The sequence below is a fragment of the Citricoccus parietis genome, assembly GCF_042433045.1.
GTDB lineage: Bacteria > Actinomycetota > Actinomycetes > Actinomycetales > Micrococcaceae > Citricoccus > Citricoccus parietis.
On sequence record NZ_JBHLWH010000019.1, the window covers coordinates 56,761 to 74,255 of the forward strand.

16 protein-coding genes and 2 pseudogenes are annotated in these 17,495 nt (G+C 69.5%); 10 read left to right on the top strand and 8 right to left on the bottom strand.

The genetic code is table 11. The features are described from left to right. Window positions 1-4 precede the first annotated feature (4 nt). From ACFFIO_RS06615 to ACFFIO_RS06630, 4 genes are all read right to left on the bottom strand, one after another. Window positions 5-568, bottom strand: coding sequence for a DapH/DapD/GlmU-related protein (locus tag ACFFIO_RS06615; protein WP_378040805.1), 564 nt, complete (start codon window positions 566-568; stop codon window positions 5-7). Window positions 569-578: 10 nt separating this feature from the next. Beyond that, a complete protein-coding gene (locus ACFFIO_RS06620) occupies window positions 579-1,604 on the bottom strand; it encodes a zinc-dependent alcohol dehydrogenase family protein (RefSeq protein ID WP_378040806.1) in 1,026 nt (341 codons plus the stop codon). Between the two features lie 101 nt (window positions 1,605-1,705). Further along, window positions 1,706-2,941: a type II toxin-antitoxin system HipA family toxin gene (locus ACFFIO_RS06625; protein ID WP_378040807.1), complete on the bottom strand. Its 1,236-nt coding sequence runs from the start codon at window positions 2,939-2,941 to the stop codon at window positions 1,706-1,708. Next, window positions 2,941-3,213: a helix-turn-helix domain-containing protein gene (locus ACFFIO_RS06630; protein WP_378040808.1), complete on the bottom strand. Its 273-nt coding sequence runs from the start codon at window positions 3,211-3,213 to the stop codon at window positions 2,941-2,943. Before ACFFIO_RS06630 ends, ACFFIO_RS06625 begins: the two co-directional genes overlap by 1 nt. Window positions 3,214-3,440: 227 nt before the next feature. Here ACFFIO_RS06630 and ACFFIO_RS06635 point away from each other — a divergent pair. Together ACFFIO_RS06635 and ACFFIO_RS06640 are read left to right on the top strand one after the other, a co-directional pair. Then, window positions 3,441-4,333: pseudogene (locus ACFFIO_RS06635) on the top strand (helix-turn-helix transcriptional regulator). After that, window positions 4,330-5,469 (top strand): PQQ-dependent sugar dehydrogenase, encoded by a 1,140-nt coding sequence (locus ACFFIO_RS06640; protein ID WP_378040809.1) that lies wholly within the window; start codon window positions 4,330-4,332, stop codon window positions 5,467-5,469. The pseudogene ACFFIO_RS06635 and the gene ACFFIO_RS06640 overlap by 4 nt, the downstream one beginning before the upstream one ends. 51 nt (window positions 5,470-5,520) lie before the next feature. Here the strand turns inward: ACFFIO_RS06640 and ACFFIO_RS06645 are convergent, their stop codons facing one another. Beyond that, window positions 5,521-6,567 carry an NAD(P)-dependent alcohol dehydrogenase gene (locus ACFFIO_RS06645; RefSeq protein WP_378040810.1) on the bottom strand — a complete coding sequence of 349 codons (1,047 nt, stop codon included), beginning with the start codon at window positions 6,565-6,567 and terminating at the stop codon, window positions 5,521-5,523. A 240-nt stretch (window positions 6,568-6,807) separates the two neighbouring features. Here ACFFIO_RS06645 and ACFFIO_RS06650 point away from each other — a divergent pair, with 240 nt between their 5' ends. Next, window positions 6,808-7,755 carry an aldo/keto reductase gene (locus tag ACFFIO_RS06650; RefSeq protein WP_378040811.1) on the top strand — a complete coding sequence of 316 codons (948 nt, stop codon included), beginning with the start codon at window positions 6,808-6,810 and terminating at the stop codon, window positions 7,753-7,755. Here ACFFIO_RS06650 and ACFFIO_RS06655 read toward each other — a convergent pair. Both ACFFIO_RS06655 and ACFFIO_RS06660 read right to left on the bottom strand, forming a co-directional pair. Next, window positions 7,752-8,663: an NAD-dependent epimerase/dehydratase family protein gene (locus ACFFIO_RS06655; protein ID WP_378040812.1), complete on the bottom strand. Its 912-nt coding sequence runs from the start codon at window positions 8,661-8,663 to the stop codon at window positions 7,752-7,754. The genes ACFFIO_RS06650 and ACFFIO_RS06655 overlap by 4 nt on opposite strands. A 262-nt stretch (window positions 8,664-8,925) precedes the next feature. After that, complete coding sequence (locus ACFFIO_RS06660; RefSeq protein WP_378040813.1) at window positions 8,926-9,210, bottom strand: MerR family transcriptional regulator; 285 nt, start codon at window positions 9,208-9,210, stop codon at window positions 8,926-8,928. Window positions 9,211-9,350: 140 nt separating this feature from the next. Between ACFFIO_RS06660 and ACFFIO_RS06665 the strand changes: the two genes are divergently transcribed. The 3 genes and pseudogenes from ACFFIO_RS06665 (at window position 9,351) to ACFFIO_RS06675 (ending at window position 11,818) form a co-directional block, all read left to right on the top strand. Then, window positions 9,351-9,782 carry an Hsp20/alpha crystallin family protein gene (locus tag ACFFIO_RS06665; RefSeq protein WP_378040814.1) on the top strand — a complete coding sequence of 144 codons (432 nt, stop codon included), beginning with the start codon at window positions 9,351-9,353 and terminating at the stop codon, window positions 9,780-9,782. Window positions 9,783-9,900: 118 nt separating this feature from the next. Further along, complete coding sequence (locus ACFFIO_RS06670) at window positions 9,901-10,278, top strand: hypothetical protein (protein WP_378040815.1); 378 nt, start codon at window positions 9,901-9,903, stop codon at window positions 10,276-10,278. Window positions 10,279-10,401: 123 nt separating this feature from the next. Further along, window positions 10,402-11,818: pseudogene (locus tag ACFFIO_RS06675) on the top strand (IS1380 family transposase). A gap of 185 nt (window positions 11,819-12,003) precedes the next feature. Here the strand turns inward: ACFFIO_RS06675 and chcB1 are convergent. After that, on the bottom strand, window positions 12,004-12,786 hold the full coding sequence (gene chcB1 / locus ACFFIO_RS06680; protein ID WP_378040816.1) for a trans-4-hydroxycyclohexanecarboxylate dehydrogenase: 783 nt from the start codon (window positions 12,784-12,786) through the stop codon (window positions 12,004-12,006). A 90-nt stretch (window positions 12,787-12,876) separates the two neighbouring features. On the opposite strand from chcB1, the gene ACFFIO_RS06685 reads away from it, so the two are divergent. From ACFFIO_RS06685 to ACFFIO_RS06700, 4 genes are all read left to right on the top strand, one after another. Further along, complete coding sequence (locus ACFFIO_RS06685) at window positions 12,877-13,674, top strand: IclR family transcriptional regulator (RefSeq protein WP_378040817.1); 798 nt, start codon at window positions 12,877-12,879, stop codon at window positions 13,672-13,674. Window positions 13,675-13,842: 168 nt separating this feature from the next. Beyond that, window positions 13,843-15,672 (top strand): 4-oxocyclohexanecarboxylate 2-dehydrogenase, encoded by a 1,830-nt coding sequence (gene chcC1 / locus ACFFIO_RS06690; protein ID WP_378040818.1) that lies wholly within the window; start codon window positions 13,843-13,845, stop codon window positions 15,670-15,672. Further along, on the top strand, window positions 15,669-16,025 hold the full coding sequence (locus ACFFIO_RS06695) for a Dabb family protein (protein WP_378040819.1): 357 nt from the start codon (window positions 15,669-15,671) through the stop codon (window positions 16,023-16,025). The genes chcC1 and ACFFIO_RS06695 overlap by 4 nt, the downstream gene beginning before the upstream one ends. Then, window positions 16,022-17,419 carry an MFS transporter gene (locus ACFFIO_RS06700; protein ID WP_378040820.1) on the top strand — a complete coding sequence of 466 codons (1,398 nt, stop codon included), beginning with the start codon at window positions 16,022-16,024 and terminating at the stop codon, window positions 17,417-17,419. Before ACFFIO_RS06695 ends, ACFFIO_RS06700 begins: the two co-directional genes overlap by 4 nt. Window positions 17,420-17,495 lie beyond the last annotated feature (76 nt).

Below are 17,495 nucleotides of genomic sequence, written 5' to 3' on the forward strand. Positions count from 1 at the left end.
GCGGTTACAGGCTGCGCACCACCCGGGCCGGGGAGCCGACGACCACCGAGTCCGCCGGGACGTCCTTGGTCACCACGGCGGCCGCGGCCACCACGGCGTTGTCCCCGATGGTCACGCCCGGCAGAATCGTCGCGTTGGAACCGATCCAGACGTTGTTCCCGATCACCACGGGCGCCGGGTGCATGTCCAGGCGGCGCACCGGATCGAGGGCGTGGTTCAGGGTCGCGATGACCGTGTTGTGCCCGATCTGGCAGCCGTCGCCGATGGTGATGCCACCCTGATCCTGGAAGGCGCAGCCGGAGTTGAGGAAGACCCGTTCGCCGATAACGGTGTTCTTGCCGAAGTCGGTGCGGAACGGCGGGAACAGCATCACCGAGTCCGGAACCGGCCGGCCGAACAGCTCAGAGAGCAGCTCCCGCACGCGGTCCGGCTCGTGGTAGCCGCCGTTGAGCTCGCCGGTGAGGCGCAGCGCCTCCTGACTGGTGCGGTGCATGACCTCGTGCAGGGGCGAATCGCCCGTGATGGTCTCGCCGGCGTTCAGCGCCGCGAGCAGGTCCTCGAGTTCCATCGTGTGCCTTTCAGAGGGTGAGCATGACCTTGGTGGCGCGGCGCTCGTGCATGGCCAGGTAGCCCTCGGCGGCCTGGTCCAGCGGCAGGGTGAGGTCGAAGACCGTGCCGGGGTTGATCTTCCGGTCCCAGATGAGCTGGATCAGCTCCGGGAGGTACCGGCGCACCGGGGCGGGCCCGCCGTGCAGGTGCACCTGCGCGAAGAAGACCTCGTCCATCGGCAGGGTCACACCCTCATGGGCCACGCCGACGAAGCCGATGTGGCCACCGGGCCGGGTGGAACGGATGGCCTGCAGGAACGACTCCTCGGTGCCGACGGCCTCGATCACGCTGTGGGCTCCGAGCCCGTCCGTGAGCTCCTTGATACGGGCCGCACCCTCGTCCCCGCGTTCGGTGACGATGTCCGTGGCCCCGTACTCGCGGGCCAGGGCCTGACGGTCGGCATGGCGGGACATGGCGATGATGCGCTCGGCCCCGAGCTGTTTCGCGGCCAGCACGCCCATCAGGCCCACGGCCCCATCGCCGACCACGGCGACCGTCTTGCCCGGGCCCGCCTCGGCGGCGTCGGCCGCGAACCAGCCGGTGCCGAGCACGTCCGAGGCGGCGAGCAGCGAGGGGACGAGGTCCGCATCCGGCTGACCGGGGGCGGCCACGAGGGTGCCGTCGGCATGCGGGATGCGTGCCTTCTCCGACTGGGTGCCGATGTTGCCCGCCACGAACACGGCGTGGACGCAGCGGGACGGGTAGCCGGACCGGCAGATCTCACACCGGCCGCAGGAGATGACGAAGGACCCCACGACGAAGTCCCCGGGCTTCACGGTGGTGACCTCGGCCCCGACCTCCTCCACGACGCCCACGTACTCATGGCCCATCGGGGTGTGGTTCGCCGGCTCCACGCCCCGGTACGGCCACAGGTCCGAGCCGCAGATGCAGGTGGCCGTGAGGCGGATGACGGCGTCGGTCGGCTCGATGATCCTCGGGTCCTGGCGCTCGCCGACGGTGATCTGGCCGGGGGCGTCCATGATGACTGCGCGCATGGCGTTCTCCTTCGGGTGGGGTTCTGGGGTCAGGTTCCAGACAACCATGCACGACGGCGGCCCGGGAGGCTCTGCTGAAAGAGGTACCGCAGGTACCCCCGTCAGTTCAAGGCAAGGGCACGATCCACGTTCGGACCGGTGAAGGCACGTTTCCACGCGTCGATGGTTTCGTGATCCGCCCCGAGGCCCCGGGCCTCTTCGGGCCAGTGGGAGACGGCCTGGGCCACCCGGCGCAGGATGGCGACTGCATCCGCCGGGGTGAGCCGGAAGCTGCCGGCAGCCTCCAACAGGTCGCCGATATCCCGGTCCACCAGGTCGCCACGGTCTGTCAGCGGGGTGTCCGAGTACCCGGAGACGGAGGGGTTCACATCGAAGGAGGGGGCGAGCCGCCACCCCCTGCCGGTGTGCAGGAGGCCGTGGTTGCGCATGTGGTCGTCGATGTTGTTGACCATGGCCCCGAACGCCGCCCGGGCGAAGAGCTCCCGAGCATCCTCCCGTGGCGCGGCAGAGATCAGCGACAGCTCCCTGGCGAGGTGTTCGTAACTGGCATGCTCGCCGTCCGTGAGTTGCAGGGCGCTGCGCATGCTCATGTAGGGGATCCGGCGGTCCCCGTCGCGGTCGAAACGATGGGTGAGGAAGATGTTCCTGTATTCACCCAGTGGCATCAGTCTGGATGGTTGCACGGTGATGCCGGCGAGGGATTGCAGGCGGATGGCCACCATCTCCCAGAGGTGCACATCCCCCGGGTCTGAGGTCTTGGGGAATTTGGCCAACTGCATCGAACCGTCCTCATCCCGCACCCAGGCTTTCGGCTGAGCTCCACCGGGGGACGAGCCTGCGCCGATGAGCAGCTGGTCCCGATGGTCCACGTGGCCGGTGTCCGCGAAACGCCGCGCGGACGAGGCCAGATCTGCCAGGTCGCGCACGGTGGCTTCCTCTGCCCAACCGGACAGGAAGCGGCCGTGCTGGTGGAACCGCAGTGCTCCCTGGCGGGTGTCGTCATTGACCATCAGCAGCCCTCGCGCTGCCGTCAGGCGGGGGACGTGGATGCCCGACTCGACGGCCTGCAGGCGCAGCCTTTCGAAGAGCAGCTTGCGTCCCCAGGAGTCCGGGGCGGCGTCTTCGAACGAGGCGAAGAGTTCGCGGCCCAGCGTGGGGCGTTGCGGGCCGCGCCGGAGGGGGAGGTCGGGGGAGAGGGTGAACCCGTCGTCGAGCCAGTCCGGGTGGTACGTGAAGGTGACGTGTTCCAGCGGGCTCACCGGATCGGATTCGACGCCCATCGAACCGGCCTGCCGGGTGCCGCAGAAGACCTCAATGGTCTCGACGTGCGGGGCCATCACTGGGACCTCGCCCGCCGCCGACCCAGGTGCCGGACCCGAGCCTGGCCGAGATCTGTCCTGAGAGGGTCGAAGCCGGCCAGGACGTGGTCCTGGATACCGAGTGCCCGGGCCACGGCGAGGACAGAGCCCAACCGGGCGCCCTCGCCGTGTTCGAGGCGCGCCAAGGTGGCCCGGGAGATGCCGGCCCGTTCGGCGACGAGCTCCTGGGGCAGGTCCAGGAGCAGCCGCCATCGGCGGAGGTGGTCTCCAACGATCTGCTCTGCTTCCATCTGAATGCCTCACTTCTGTGATGTCCTGTGACTCAAGGTATCAAAGGTGAGACATTATGAATATGGTCCCGGGCCACGAACCAGGCCCCGGAGCGGCCTGAGAATCTCGCCCTAGGCATAGCCAGCCCATCTGCCGAAAGGCGCCGACCCGACCCGGCGCGAGGCCCCGCTGGTGGGGGTACCGGCAGGGACTCCTCCACGCGGACCGGCCTCGTTACGCTGAATCCATGGACAACCAGGCCGAAGTGCGCGAGTTCCTCATGTCCCGCCGGGCCAAGGTCACCCCCGAGCTGGCGGGCCTGCCGGCGGGGACCAACCGCCGCGTGCCCGGGCTGCGGCGCAGCGAGGTCGCCGTGCTGGCCGGAGTCAGCGTGGAGTACTACACGAAGCTGGAGCGGGGCGCGATCGCCGGGGCGTCGTCCTCCGTGCTGGAGGCGCTGTGCCGGGCCCTGCTCCTGACGGACACCGAGCGCGCCCACCTCTTCGACCTGGCCCGAGCCGCGGACGGCATCCCCACTTCCGGCCGGCCCGCCGGCCCGCCTCCCCGGCGCGGACGCCGCGCGAGGGACTGCAGCGCACCCTGGAGGCCATCACCCACGCGGTGGCCTTCGTGCGCAACGAGACCCAGGACCTGCTCGCCGTGAACCGGCTCGGCCGGGAGTTCTACTCCCCGGTGATCGGCGACGGCGGCCGGGTGCCCAACCTGGCCCGGTTCCAGTTCCTGGACCCGGCCGCCCGCGACTTCTACCCCGAGTGGGACCAGATGGCCGAGATGTGCGTGGGGATCATGCGGGCCGAGGCCGGCCGTGACCCGCAGAACCGCCGCCTCCAGGACCTGGTGGGGGAGTTGTCAACGCAGTCGGAGACCTTCCGCCGCCTCTGGGCCGCCCATGACGTGCGCACCCACGGCGCCGGCACCAAGCGCTTCCATCACCCCGAGGTCGGCGAGCTCGTCCTGGCCTACGAGGAACTGGCCATCACCGCCGACCCCGGGCTGGCACTGTTCGTCTACACGGCGGAGCCGGGATCGGCCTCGGCCGAGCGGCTGCAGCTGCTGGCCTCGCTGGCGGCTGGCGAGGCTGCGCCGGTGGCTGCGGAGATCCGCGAGGGGACGCGGTGACCGTGCGGACCCCGGGCACGACGCCGGCCCGTCGCCCACGCGTCAGCCTCGCCGCAGCGTTCGCCACAGCGCTCGCCGCCGCTGCGATCGGCCTCGCCGCCTGCACGCCCGCTCCGTCGCCGGAGCGGGCGGGGCCCGGACCGGAGGGGGCGGGTTCTTCCGGTGCGCCGACCGCGGAACCGGACGCGGCCGGCATCGTGGTGGCCTCCGGGTTGGAGGCACCCTGGTCCCTGGCCTTCCACGGCCAGGTGCCGCTGGTCAGCGAGCGGGACAGTGCCCGCATCCTCGAGCTGGACGAGACCGGGGCCAGCCGGGAGGTCGGCGTGGTCGGTGGCGTGACGCCGCGCGGCGAGGGCGGCCTGCTCGGCCTCGCCGTCCACGAGGACTTTCTCTACGCCTATCTCACGGCCGGCGGGGAGAACCGCATCGACCGGTTCCCCCTGGAGGGCGGGCCCGGGGCGCTGGCCCTCGGCGAGGCGGAGACGGTCCTCGGGGGCATCCCGGCCGCCGGCAACCACAACGGCGGGCGGATCGCCTTCGGGCCGGACGGGATGCTCTACGCCACCACGGGGGACGCGGGCCAGGCGTCCAGCGCCCAGGACACCGGGGACCTGGCCGGGAAGATCCTGCGCCTGACACCGGAGGGCGGCGTGCCGCAGGACAACCCGTTCGAGGGGTCCCCGGTGTACAGCTACGGGCACCGCAATCCGCAGGGGATCGCCTGGGATGCCGCGGGCACCCTGTACGCGAGCGAGTTCGGGCAGAACACGTGGGACGAGCTCAACGTGATCGAGCCCGGTGCCAACTACGGCTGGCCCGAGGTGGAGGGCATCGCCGGTCAGGAGGGGTTCGTGGACCCGGTCCAGCAGTGGGCCCCCGCCGAGGCCAGCCCCAGCGGGATCGCGGTGAGCGGAGACGCGCTGTACGTCGCGAACCTCCGGGGCGAGGTGCTGCGGGAGGTTCCCGTGGACGCGCTCGGCGAGTCCGCCGAACACTGGGCCGGCGAGCACGGCCGGCTGCGGGACGTGGCGGTGGCGCCGGACGGCTCCCTGTGGGTGCTGACCAACAACACCGACGGCCGCGGGGCCCCCGGGCCGGAGGACGATAGGATCCTGCGCCTGGAACCCGGTTCCTGAGCCCTGCGCCGCGGGCCGTGGCCCGGACACCCGGACCATGGCCCGTGAGCTTCAACCCGTGAACGTGGAGGCGTCGATCACGAAGCGGTAGCGCACGTCCGAGGCGAGGACCCGCCCCCAGGCCTCGTTGATCTGCTCGGCACCGATGACCTCGACCTCGGCGGCGATGCCGTGCTCGGCGCAGAAGTCCAGCATCTCCTGGGTCTCGGCGATCCCGCCGATCATGGAACCGGCGTAGGAGCGCCGCCCGCCCAGCAGGGAGCCGACGTTCAGGCTCATCGGTTCGGCCGGGGCGCCCACGTTCACCAGGGCGCCGTTGACGGCCAGCAGGCCCAGGAAGGCATCCACGTCCACCGGGGCGCTGACCGTGTTGATGATCAGGTCCAGGCTCTTTGACAGGGTCTTGAAGGTCTCCGGATCACTCGTGGCGTAGTAGTGGTCCGCGCCCAGGCGCTCGCCGTCCTCCTGCTTGCGCAGCGACTGGGAGAGCACGGTGACCTCGGCGCCCATGGCGTGGGCGATCTTCACGGCCATGTGCCCGAGCCCGCCGAAGCCGACGACGCCCACCCGCGTGCCCGGTCCGGCGCCCCAGTGCTTGAGCGGGGAGTAGGTGGTGATCCCGGCGCACAGCAGCGGGGCGGAGGCCTCGAAGGGGATGGCTTCCGGGATGCGGAGCACGAAATCGGCATCCACCACGATCCCGGTGGCGTAGCCGCCCTGGGTGATGGTGCCGTCCCGGTCCGTGGCGCCGTAGGTACCCACGGAGCCGTTGAGGCAGTACTGCTCATCCCCGTTGGTGCAGTTGGCGCAGTCGCCGCAGGAATTCACCAGGCAGCCGACGCCGGCGCGATCGCCCACCCGATGGGTGGTCACCTCGGAGCCGACCTCGGCCACGATCCCGGCGATCTCGTGCCCGACGGTCAGCGGATAGGGCTGCGGGCCCCAGTCGCCCTGGACGGTGTGGATGTCCGAGTGGCAGATGCCGGACCAGTGGATGTCGATCCGCACGTCGTGGGGGCCGACGGGTCGCCGTTCCACGGTCCCGAGGGTCATCGGGTCGGTGGCGTTCGCGGCGATGTAGGCGGCAACAGCAGTCATCAGGTTCCTTTGCACGGTCAGTACGGATGGAGGTGTCCGCCGCAGGGGTTGCCCGCCGCGGTCACCGGACCAGTGAACCATCAAGCGAGGCGGCCTGGGAGTCCCTCTCGGTACCCCTGTGACCGAGCCCTCGGTCCGGAATGAGCCCTGCCACGGATCTCCCGTGACCGGGCATCATGGGGGATGACGGCGATGTCGGTTGTTACCGACCGCCCGAGACCACCACCGGCAAGGAGCCCCATGAAGACCGTGCCCCTCGGTAGCACCGAGACACCCGTGCCCAACATCATCGCCGGCATGATGCGGATCGCTGACCTGTCACCAGAGCGGGTCCGTGAGCTCTACAGCGCGGCACGGGAGGCCGGCGCCGACTTCTTTGACCACGCCGACCTCTACGGCTTCAACCACCCCGGCGGCTACCACCACTGCGAACGCGTCTTCGCCGAGGCGCTGAACCTCAGCACTGCGGAGCGGGAGCAGATCACGCTGCAGACCAAGACCGGGATCGTGGACCGGGACTGGCACTATGACTCCTCGTACGAGCACATCGTGGCCTCCGTCGAGGAGTCGTTGCGGGCGCTACGCACCGAGTACCTCGACGTGCTACTCCTGCACCGCCCGGACGCCCTCGTGGAACCGGAGGAGGTGGCCCGCGCCTTCGATCAGCTCGAGTCCGCCGGGAAGGTGCGGTCCTTCGGTGTCTCCAACCACACGCCGCGCCAGATCGACCTGCTGAAGACCGCCGTCCGCCAGCCGCTGCTCGTCAACCAGGTCCAGCTCTCCCTGACGCACTCGACGATCGTGGCCCAGGGGCTGGCCTCGAACATGGCCGGCCAGGAGGACTCGTTGACCCGGGACGGTGGGGGGATCGTGGATTACTGCCGCCTCCACAGCATCACGCTCCAGGCCTGGTCGCCCTTCCAGCGCGGTGCCCAGGGTGGCGTGATCTTCGGCTCCGCAGACCACCCGGCGCTCAACGCGGAGCTGGACCGGCTGGCCGCTCAGTACGGTGTCACCCCGACGGCGATCGCCACGGCCTGGATCACCCGCCACCCCGCCCGCATGCAGGTGATCCTCGGCACCACCAACCCGCAGCGGATCGCCGACGCCGTGGCCGGTTCCGACCTCCCGCTCACCCGGGGCGAGTGGTACGGGCTGCTCCGGGCTGCCGGCCACCACGTGCCCTAGGACTGCTCCGGGGATCCCGCCCCGTTCCGGGCGTCGGTGAGCTGACCGTAGCCGGACTGGAAGGTGGGGTGCTCCAGGCTGCCCAGGAAATCCAGAAGCCGCGCGCCGTCCAGGACAGTGCCGGACGCCTCGGCTGGCTCGAGGGTCGGCGGTGGCGGGACCCCGAGCCGGTGGGCGACGTAGGTGATGACCTCGCCCAGCGGCGCCGGTGCCTGGTCCACCGCGTGCAGCACGCGCGGTGGCTCCGCCGAGGTCAGCAGGGCGTGCAGGGTGCGGACCAGGTCGTCCTCGTGGATGCGGTTGGTGCGGCGGGCGTACTGGATCGGGTCCCCCTCCAGGGTCTTGCGCAGCAGCATCTCGCGCCCCGGCCCGTAGATCCCGGCCGGGCGGAGGATGACGGCGTCGAAGAGCTCCGTGGCCAGCCGCTCACCCTCGAGCAGGGTGGTGGCGCGCGGGCCCACTGGGGCAGGCGCGTCGAGTTCGGTGAGGGGACGGCCGTGGGTGTGGCCGCCCAGCACGCGGGTGGAGGAGACCAGGACCACGCGGGGCGGGACCTGCGGCAACGCGGCGGCGAGATTCCGCAGGGAGGCGAGGTAGCCGTCGTCGTGCGCGGGTTGCCCGGCGGATGCCGAGCCACCCGCCGGTCCGCCCGCCGGACCGGTCACCGGGCCGCCGGGAGGCAGGGTGATGACCATGGCGTCCACGGCCGGCAGGACGGTGCGCACGGGCGCCTGCAGGTCCACCGGCAGGGCGGTGAAGGCGGCGGGAAGCCCGGCCGTGGTGCGGCGCAGGGCGAACACCTCCCCGCCGTCCGCGGTCAGCCGCTCCCCGAGCCGGGTGCCGAGGGCGCCGCAGCCCACGAGCAAAGTGCGGCCGGGGATGCGATGGGAAGGGGGAGGCGCGGACATTCGGGCAGTCTATCCGCGCCGGCCTCGGCGGCGATCCGCCCGATCCCCTCGGGCGTCGGTGGCAGGACTCCAGGTGGTGTAGGAACTCCTCGGTGAAGTCCTGGTCCCGGTAGTCGTCCATGCTGACGACCTCGTGGACCAGGAGGTCGGCATCCTGGCTGAACCGGACCATGTTGGGAGTCTCGGCGGTGTCGCCGGAAAAGCCGATCACGCTCGCGGAGGGTGACGCTGGAGGACGGAGCCGTTCCTGGCTCCGCGCGGTCTACGCCCGGTCCTGGAGGCGCCGCACCTGATGCGTCAGCTGTCGGTTCCGTGCCTCGAGCTGCAGAACCAGCCGTACCCCGGCCAGGTTGAGTCCCTCGGCCAGCAGGTCGCCGATGCGCCGGAGCACGGCGACGTCCCGGTCGCTGTAGAGGCGGGTGCCGCCCGAGGTTCGGTCCGGTTCCAGCAGGCCACGGCTCTCGTACTGGCGCAGATTGTGCTGCTCCATCCCCACCATCCTGGCGGTCACCGAGATGCTGTACACGCCGTGGTTGTCCTTGCTCACCTCGGGGAACCTTTCCACTCGTCCGGGAATCCACCCTTGCACACCTTGTGTCCGTGAGTTATTAAATATGTACCAGCCAGTTGAGATCCTCAAGGCTGGGACCACTGAATACATCGATCATCTGTTGGGAGTGAGTCATCATGCTGATGCGTACCGATCCGTTCCGCGACCTTGACCGTCTCGCCGAGCAGGTGCTGGGCACCCGATCCAGGCCGGCCGCGATGCCACTGGAAGCCTGGCGAGAGGGCGACCAGTTCGCCATCGCGTTCGACCTGCCCGGGGTTGAGGCGAACTCCATCGACCTGGGGATCGAAGGCAACGCCTTGACCGTCCGGGCCGAGCGGGCACCGCGGGCACCCGAAGGGGCCGAGATGCTGGCCTCGGAGCAACCGAGCGGTGTCTTCAGCCGCCAGGTCATCCTGGGTGAGCAACTCGATACCGGAGCGATCACTGCGGGCTATGAGGCCGGTGTTCTCACCGTGCGCATACCCGTGGCCGAGCACGCCAAGCCACGGCGCATCCAGGTCGAGGCGGCCGGCGAGCCGAGGCAGCTGGTGGAGTCCAACTCCTGAGAATCGGCACAGCGGGGCCCCGGATATCGTTCCGGGGCCCCGTCCCGCCCTCGGACCCGCACAGGGTGGGGCGAAGGGCGGGTGCGGGCCCGGAGGTAGCTTGATGGAGGTGACCGGAATGAGTTCGTGGCGACCGTACAACCACTCGCTGTTACCCACCTTCTACGAGAGATTCGAGGAACGGTGGGGTAAGGGCGCAGCCCCATTTCTGGATCCCGAGGTGACCGAGCCACCGATGCCTCGCGCTCAGTGGGTCAATGTGGACACGGGGGCGGCCGTCGCCGTCGTGCCGATGTGGGCCGATGACTCCGAGCACCGCTCGTTCGGCGTGTTCTATCTGCCACCGCAGGGCGACATCTGGGTTCTGCATCCCGGCCCGACCCAGTACGTCGAGCCGGAGGGCGGAGCGGACCGGGAACGGGTGACGTTGCGCAACCAGGCCTTCTCCAAGGCCATCAGGCACGCTGAGGAGTTCATCTTCGGGCTCATCGCCTAAGCCTTGATCCACCGATCGTCGCGCTGGGTGGGGCCCGTAATTAAAGACGAAATGCCCGTCTGACCGGGAAGAATGGGACTTGTCTAAGGTTCCGTTCCACCGCGATGAGAGGGCATCTCGCAGATGCAAGTTTCCCACACCCGTTCCGCCCTGTCAGTTTCCTTCGACGAACCGAATCTCGTGGGTTCCGCGGGGCTGGTTCCGCTGATGAAACTGGCCACCGAATCGGGCCTTCATGAACTGGCCGGGCAGCGGTTGAGCGTGCCGACCGATAAAGGCGCCAACGCCGGGGCGAAAGTCGCCGCCCTGGTCGCGGGGATGTGCGCCGGAGCCGACAGCATCGATGACATGGCCATCCTGCGCCACGGGGCGATGAAGCGGCTCTTCAACGCATGTTATGCGCCCTCGACGCTGGGCTCGTTCCTACGCGCCTTCACCTTCGGGCATGTCCGCCAGCTCGATGCGGTCGCCTCCCGCTTCCTGGCCGGACTGGCTGACCGGGCCCCACTACTACTGGGAAACCCGGCAGCTGCCGATTCGGGTTCGGGGTTGGTGTTTGTCGACGTGGACGACACAATCATCGAAGTCCACGGCTATCAGAAGCAGGGCTCGGGCTACGGGTACTCGGGGGTCCGCGGGCTCAACGCGCTGCTGGCCACCGCCAGCACCGCCGGCACGGCCCCGGTGATCCTGGGCCAGCGCCTGCGTCAAGGCTCGGCGGGCTCCCCACGCGGGGCAGCCCGGCTGATTGGTGACTCTCTGGCCACCCTGCGCCGAATGCGTCCCACGGACCGGGGTCGGGTCCTGATGCGCGCCGACTCGGCGTTCTAGGGCTACCCGACGGTGGCCACAGCGTTGAAGGCAGGAGCCGAGGTCTCGGTCACGGTCAGGATGGACAAAGCCGTCAAGAAGGCCATCGCCACCATCGACGACAAGGCCTGGACCGGAATCAAATACCCACAGGCGATCTACGACGAGGGCACCGGGACCTGGACTTCGAAGGCTGAGGTCGGCGAGATCCCCTTCACCGCCTTCAGCTCTCGTAAGAAAGCCGAACGCGTCGCTGGCCGGTTGGTGGTGCGCCGGATCCCCGAGTTGAACCAGAAGCAGGGTGAAGGTCAGCTGACCCTGTTCGACACCCACCGGTTCCACGCGTTCTTCACCACCACCGATCCAGAGGTCCTGGATACCGTGGCCGCCGACGCCACTCACCGCCAGCATGCGATCATCGAGCAGGTCAACGCTGATCTCAAAGACAGCGCCCTGGCGCACCTGCCCTCCGGAAACTTCGGGGCCAACAGCGCCTGGCTGGTCTGCGCAGGGAAAAGCCTACAACCTCACCCGCACCGCCGGGCTCCTCGCCGCCGGAACCTTCACCAAAGCCCGCACCGGCACCATCAGGGCCAAACTCGTCAACATTCCGGGCCGGCTCGCTTCCAGCGCCCGCCGGCTCCGGATCCGAATGCCCGATTCCTGGCCCTGGCAACACGCCTTCGAGCGGCTCTTCACCGCCCTCCACCCGCCACCACAGACCGTATAAAACCAGTCCACCAGCCGATCAACGGCACGATTCAGGAGCTTCAGTGGAACACCACCGGCAGCGAGGCCGACCACACTGATATGCCCAGAACCGGCTCACCCAGGGTCTACGGAATCAACCCTCGACTCCGAACCACGTCGGTCGATCGAGGCTAAGGAGGTGCCGGTGCGCCCACCGCTCTTCGGTCAGGAATCCTGCCGCAGGTTGTTCCCGGCCGTCTCCCCGCCGTCGATCGCGATCGAGGCGCCGGAGACGAACCGCGACTCGTCCGAGGCCAGGTAGAGCACCAGCGAGCTGATCTCCTCGACCTGGGCGGCCCGACCGGCCGGCACCTGCCCGAGGCCCCGCTTCAGCCCGGCGGTCAGCGGGGTCTCCACGGAGCCGGGGTGGATAGAGTTCACCCGGATGCCGTCCTCACCGAAGTCCAGCGCGGAGGTCTTCGTCAGCCCCTGCACGCCCCATTTCGCGGCGGAGTAGGCAGCGCGGTTCTTGAAGCCGACCAGTCCGGCAATCGAGGAGACGTTGATGATCGAGGAGGTGTCCTGCTTCTTCAACTCCGGCACCGCGGCCTTCATGCCGAGGAACGTCCCGGTCAGGTCGATGTCGAGGGTCCGGGACCAGTCCTCCACGGAGGCGTCCTCCACGTTGCCGGGCGTGTAGATGCCCGCGTTGTTGACCAGCACGTCCAGCTTCCCGAACTCCCGGACACAGTGCCCGACGGCGGCTGTCCAGTCCTCGAGGACCGTCACGTTCAGCGGGGCGAAGGCGGCGGCCGAGCGGCCGACGTCGGTGTTGATCTCCTCGGCCAGGGCGGTGCCGGTCTCCTCCTGCAGGTCACCGATCATCACGTATGCCCCGGCCGCGGCCAGGGCGCGAGCGTGGGAGGCGCCCATGCCCTGGGCGGCTCCGGAGATCAGGGCGACCTTGCCGGCGGCGCGGCCGGATGGTGGAGTGGGATGCTCGTTCATGGCCGTCACGCTAGGGGCTGGGATGGAGCGCCGGACCGGGTTGTTCCGTTGAACGGTATGATCGACGTCTCACTCTCGAAAGGCAGCCAGTTGGCCAATTCTCCCTCCGGGGAATCCGTCATCCATCGCGTGGTGCGGATCCTCTCCGCCTTCAAGGATGACGTCCCGGCTCTGCATCTACGGGAGCTTGCGCGGGAGGTCGGGCTGCCGGTCTCCACCGTGCACCGGCTGGTGGCCGAGCTCGAGGTGGAGGGATTGTTGGTCCGGGACGATTCCGGCCGGCTGCGCCACGGACATCGCATGTGGGAGATGGCCTCGCGGGGGTCGCGGGCCTCGTCCCTGCGGGAGGCTGCCTTACCGCCCATGGAGGACCTGCTCAACCACACCGGCAACCACGTCTCGCTCGGTGTCCTGGAGGGCACGGACGTGCTCTACCTGGAGCGGCTCGCCGCCGATGACGCGACCATCAACATCACCCGGATCGCCGGCCGCCTGCCGGTCCACGGCTGTTCGGCCGGGCTGGTGTTCATGGCCTACGCGCCGGAGGAGCAGCAGGAGCGGTTCCTGAGCCGGCGGTTGGAGAAGCTCACCCCGGACACCGTCACGGACCCCGACCAGCTGCGGGGGATCCTCGCCGATATTCGCCGCAACGGCTACGTCTCCATGGCGGGGATCATCGTGGAGGAGTCCAGCGGGATCTCCGTGCCGATCTTCGTGGAGGACCAGCGCATCGTGGGGACGCTCACCGTGATCGTGCCCCGTGGGGAGGAGCACCTGGCGGTGACCATTCCGCAGTTGCAGTTCGCCGCCCGGGCCATCACCCGCCGCCTCGGCTATGAGCCCACCGCCCGAGGCATGCAGCGCCGCAGTGAGCCCCGTCCTCGTTAACCCCACGCTTTGAGTCGAGTTGGGTGGGTGTTTTGGCCCAACACCCACCCGAACTCGACTGAAAACGCGGGGCTGTCCCGATGAACGGACGGGCACGTTCGATTCAATGGAACACCCCCTCTCGCCCCGGGTGTGGCCGGTGTCACGATCCTTCTCAGACCTTCCGCAGTGACCGGTGACACGTTCCTGAACGAGCCGGTGCTGCGGGCCCCTGACCGAAGGAACACCCCCATGCGCCTGCTCAACGCAGACCCCACGCCCGACGCCGGCCGGCCGGCTTCCGCGGACGGCTTCGCCTACGACGTCGTGGTCGTCGGCTCCGGTGCCGCCGCCCTGACCGCCGCCGCCACGGCCGCCCGCGCCGGCCAGTCCGTTCTCGTGCTGGAGAAGTCCGAGCTGCTCGGCGGCACCTCCGCCGTCTCCGGCGGCATGCTCTGGGTCGTGGACAACCACTACGCCCGCGAGGCCGGGATCGCCGACTCCAAGGAGGCTGGCCGCGAGTACGTGGAGGCCGTGGCCCGCGGCCGTGGCCGCGCCGAGCTGCTGGACGCCGCCCTCGACCACGGGGACACCATGCTCCGCTTCGCCGAGGATGAGCTCGGCGTGCGCTTCATCTTCCTGGACAACTTCCCGGACTACCGCCAGGACCTGCCCGGGGCCGTCACGGGCGGCCGCACGGTGGAGCCGGAGCTGTTCAACGCCCGCGAGGCCCTCGGGGAACTGGCCCAGCACGTCCGCACGGACGGCCGCCATCCCTACACCATGCAGGAGTACGAGGACTGGGGTGCCTTCACCACCTTCCCCTGGGATGAGCTCAACGAGCGCCAGACGCAGGGCTTCGCGGCCAAGGGTCACGCCCTGGTCGCCATGCTGCTCAAAGCCTGCCTGGAACACGGGGTGCAGTTCGCCATCGAGGCTCGGGTGGAGCGGTTGCTGACCACCGGGACCCACGACGGCGGCGCGGGCACCTCCGCGGGCCGCGTGGCCGGCGTCGTGCTGGCGGACGGGACCGAGATCCAGGCCAACACGGGCGTGATGCTGGCCGCGGGCGGCTTCGAGTGGGACAAGGCCCTGGCCGACTCGATGCTCGCCACCCGCCTGTACACGATGTGCTCCCCGCCCTCGAACACGGGCGACGCCCTGAAGATGGCCCAGCGGATCGGCGCCATGACCCGTGGCACCCGTGAGGCCTGGTGGGCGCCGATGTCCGTGGTCGGCACGCTCCGGGACGGCGAGCCGGTCGGGAACCTGTTGCGCTTCGAGCGCCAGGGCCCGGGCTCCATCATGGTCAACCGCCACGGGCAGCGCTTCGCCAACGAGGCGCAGAACTACAACGATCTGGCCCGCGTGCTGCAGTCCTGGGACTCGGCGCAGAACCAGACCTTGAACACCCCGGCGCACGTGGTCTTCGACCAGTCCTATCTGGAGCGTTACGGACTGATGGACCACCGCGCCGGCCAACCCACCCCGGACTACCTCATCGAGGCACCCACACTGGGCGAGCTCGCCGTGAAGATCGGCGTCCCCGCCGAGGCGCTGGAGGACACCGTGACTCGCTTCAACGAGCACGCCGTTGTGGGGGAGGACCCGGACTTCGGCCGCGGTACCTCCGAGTACGACCGCTACTGGGGCGATGCCGAGAACCAGTGGCCGAACCCCTCCCTCGGCCCGCTGCAGTACGGCCCCTACTACGCGCTCGAGGTGGTCAACGGGGCCTTCGGGACCTGCGGCGGCGTGGCCACGGACGGCAACGGCCAGGTGCTCGACGTCGACGGTGCACCGATCGCCGGCCTGTTCGCCGCGGGCAACACCACCGAGAGCCCCTACGCCGCCGGCTACCCCGGCGCCGGCGCCACCCTCGGCCCGCTCATGACCATGGCCTACCTGGCCGGCCGCCGCCTGGCGGGCCAGCCGGCCGAATACACCGGGCACGACGACGGCCGCGCACCGGGCGCTGCCAGGTCCGGTTCCCGGGACCTCGAGGAGGTCTCCGCATGATCCGGCACATCGTGATGTTCCGCTGGAAGGACTCCTTCACCGAGGACATCCGCGCCCAGTGGATCACCGGCCTGGAGAAGCTCCAGGTCAACATCCCGGGACTGCTGGCCCTCCAGCACGGACCCGACGTTTTGAAGACGGACAAGTCCTGGGACCACGTCATCATCGCCGACTTCGAGGACCGTGACGCCCTCACCGTCTACAACACCCATCCTGCCCACGAGGCCATCAAGCCCTTCTCCCTGCCGAACGTGCGGGACCTGGCCTACGTGGACCTCGACCTCCCCGCCGACCTCCCCGTCAGCACCACCGACACCCACACCACTTCCCACACCACCGAGGACCACTCATGAGCACCACCGCCACACCCTCGCCCACCGGGACCGGAGCGCACGCCGCGCGGACCGGCGCAGGCGACCGGGACGACGTCGTGCTGGAGCACCAGGGCACCCCGAAGAAGGCGGCCCTGGCCTCCTTCCTGGGCTCCACCATGGAGTACTACGACTTCTTCATCTACGGCACCGCCGCCGCCCTGGTGTTCCCGCAGCTGTTCTTCCCGGGCGGTGACCCGGCCATCGCGGCCATCGCCTCCTTCGCCACGTTCGGTGTTGCTTATATTGCCCGTCCGCTCGGCGGCTTGGTGATGGGTCACTTCGGCGACCGGCTGGGGCGCAAGAACGTGCTGCTGGTGACGCTGATGATCATGGGCCTGGCCTCGCTGTCGATCGGCCTGCTGCCGACGTTCGATTCGATCGGCATCTGGGCCACCGTGCTGCTGGTTATCGCCCGACTGGCGCAGGGCTTCTCCGCCGGCGCCGAGTCCGCGGGGGCCTCGTCGCTGACGATCGAGCACTCCCCGGAGGGCCGCCGCGGCTTCTTCACCTCCTTCGTGATGATGGGCTACGCCGCGGGCATGGTCCTCTCCACGATCGTGTTCATCCCCATCGCGGCCCTGCCGGAGGAGGCCCTGCTGAGCTGGGGCTGGCGGATCCCGTTCCTGCTCTCCGTGTTCGTGCTGGCCATCGCCTTCTGGGTGCGGACCAAGCTGGACGAGACCCCCGTCTTCGAGGAGGAGGTGGCCGAGGCCGGTGCGGTGAAGAAGCTGCCCGCCGGCGAGGTGCTGAAGTACCAGGGCGGGGACGTGTTCCGCGTGATGCTGATGTCCGCGTTCTCCGTGATGCAGACGATCTTCACCGTGTTCGGCCTGTCCTACGCCGTGGACCAGGGCGGGTTCGAGCGCACGGACATCCTGACCGTCAACGCGGTGGCGGTGGGCCTGTCCATGGCGGTCATGCCCTTCGCCGGCAAGCTCTCCGACCGGATCGGACGCCGTCCCCTGCTGATCACCTCCATGCTTGGCTGCGCCGTGGCCATCTTCCTGTACTTCCTGGCCCTGGGCACCGGCAACATCTGGCTGGTCCTGGCCGCCTCGATGCTGTTCATGACCGTGCTGTACTCCGGTTTCAACGGCGTGTGGACCTCCTTCTTCGGCGAGCTGTTCGCCGCCCCGGTCCGCTACACCGGCATGGCCATGGGTAACCAGCTGGGCCTGGTCCTGGCCGGCTTCGGCCCGATGATCGGCGGCATGCTGCTCGGCGCCGGCACCTTCGGCTGGGTCCCCGTCGCGATCTTCGGCTGCGTGGTGGCCCTCATCGCCGCCGCGGCCTGCTTCAGCTCCCGGGAGACCGCACACACCCCCATCCAGCAGCTGGGCGAGCCCTACCTCAAGGCCACCGGCCGGATCTGAGCCCCTGTCCCATCAACCCACCACCTACGACGCCGGTCCGGTCGCCTTCCGCGGCCGGCCGGCGCTCGGCCGGTGG

Excerpts from the sequence above, each read along its gene's own strand:
- chcB1 (WP_378040816.1), bottom strand. The coding sequence starts at position 12,786 with ATGAACGAGCATCCCACTCCACCATCCGGCCGCGCCGCCGGCAAGGTC.
- ACFFIO_RS06650 (WP_378040811.1), top strand. The coding sequence starts at position 6,808 with ATGAAGACCGTGCCCCTCGGTAGCACCGAGACACCCGTGCCCAACATC.
- ACFFIO_RS06625 (WP_378040807.1), bottom strand. The coding sequence starts at position 2,941 with ATGGCCCCGCACGTCGAGACCATTGAGGTCTTCTGCGGCACCCGGCAG.
- ACFFIO_RS06670 (WP_378040815.1), top strand. The coding sequence starts at position 9,901 with ATGAGTTCGTGGCGACCGTACAACCACTCGCTGTTACCCACCTTCTAC.
- ACFFIO_RS06700 (WP_378040820.1), top strand. The coding sequence starts at position 16,022 with ATGAGCACCACCGCCACACCCTCGCCCACCGGGACCGGAGCGCACGCC.
- ACFFIO_RS06630 (WP_378040808.1), bottom strand. The coding sequence starts at position 3,213 with ATGGAAGCAGAGCAGATCGTTGGAGACCACCTCCGCCGATGGCGGCTG.
- ACFFIO_RS06645 (WP_378040810.1), bottom strand. The coding sequence starts at position 6,567 with ATGACTGCTGTTGCCGCCTACATCGCCGCGAACGCCACCGACCCGATG.
- ACFFIO_RS06655 (WP_378040812.1), bottom strand. The coding sequence starts at position 8,663 with ATGTCCGCGCCTCCCCCTTCCCATCGCATCCCCGGCCGCACTTTGCTC.
- ACFFIO_RS06665 (WP_378040814.1), top strand. The coding sequence starts at position 9,351 with ATGCTGATGCGTACCGATCCGTTCCGCGACCTTGACCGTCTCGCCGAG.
- ACFFIO_RS06695 (WP_378040819.1), top strand. The coding sequence starts at position 15,669 with ATGATCCGGCACATCGTGATGTTCCGCTGGAAGGACTCCTTCACCGAG.
- ACFFIO_RS06620 (WP_378040806.1), bottom strand. The coding sequence starts at position 1,604 with ATGCGCGCAGTCATCATGGACGCCCCCGGCCAGATCACCGTCGGCGAG.
- ACFFIO_RS06615 (WP_378040805.1), bottom strand. The coding sequence starts at position 568 with ATGGAACTCGAGGACCTGCTCGCGGCGCTGAACGCCGGCGAGACCATC.